We start from the raw sequence: 584 nt of genomic DNA on the forward strand, positions 1-584 counted from the left end.
TGAAGCTCAACAAAATGCTTTTTATCAAGTGTTAAATATGCCTAACTTAAACGCTGATCAACGTAATGGTTTTATCCAAAGCCTTAAAGATGATCCAAGCCAAAGTGCTAACGTTTTAGGTGAAGCTCAAAAACTTAATGACTCTCAAGCTCCAAAAGCTGATGCGCAACAAAATAACTTCAACAAAGATCAACAAAGCGCCTTCTATGAAATCTTGAACATGCCTAACTTAAACGAAGCGCAACGTAACGGCTTCATTCAAAGTCTTAAAGACGACCCAAGCCAAAGCACTAATGTTTTAGGTGAAGCTAAAAAATTAAACGAATCTCAAGCACCGAAAGCTGATAACAATTTCAACAAAGAACAACAAAATGCTTTCTATGAAATCTTGAATATGCCTAACTTAAACGAAGAACAACGCAATGGTTTCATCCAAAGCTTAAAAGATGACCCAAGCCAAAGTGCTAACCTATTGTCAGAAGCTAAAAAGTTAAATGAATCTCAAGCACCGAAAGCGGATAACAAATTCAACAAAGAACAACAAAATGCTTTCTATGAAATCTTACATTTACCTAACTTAAACG

Annotated in this window: 1 pseudogene; it reads left to right on the top strand. The window is 35.4% G+C overall.

What is annotated here, in order from left to right:
* Positions 1–584: pseudogene (spa, locus tag IDG60_RS00035) on the top strand (staphylococcal protein A); the annotation flags it as partial.

Source organism: Staphylococcus sp. EG-SA-2, assembly GCF_017152085.1.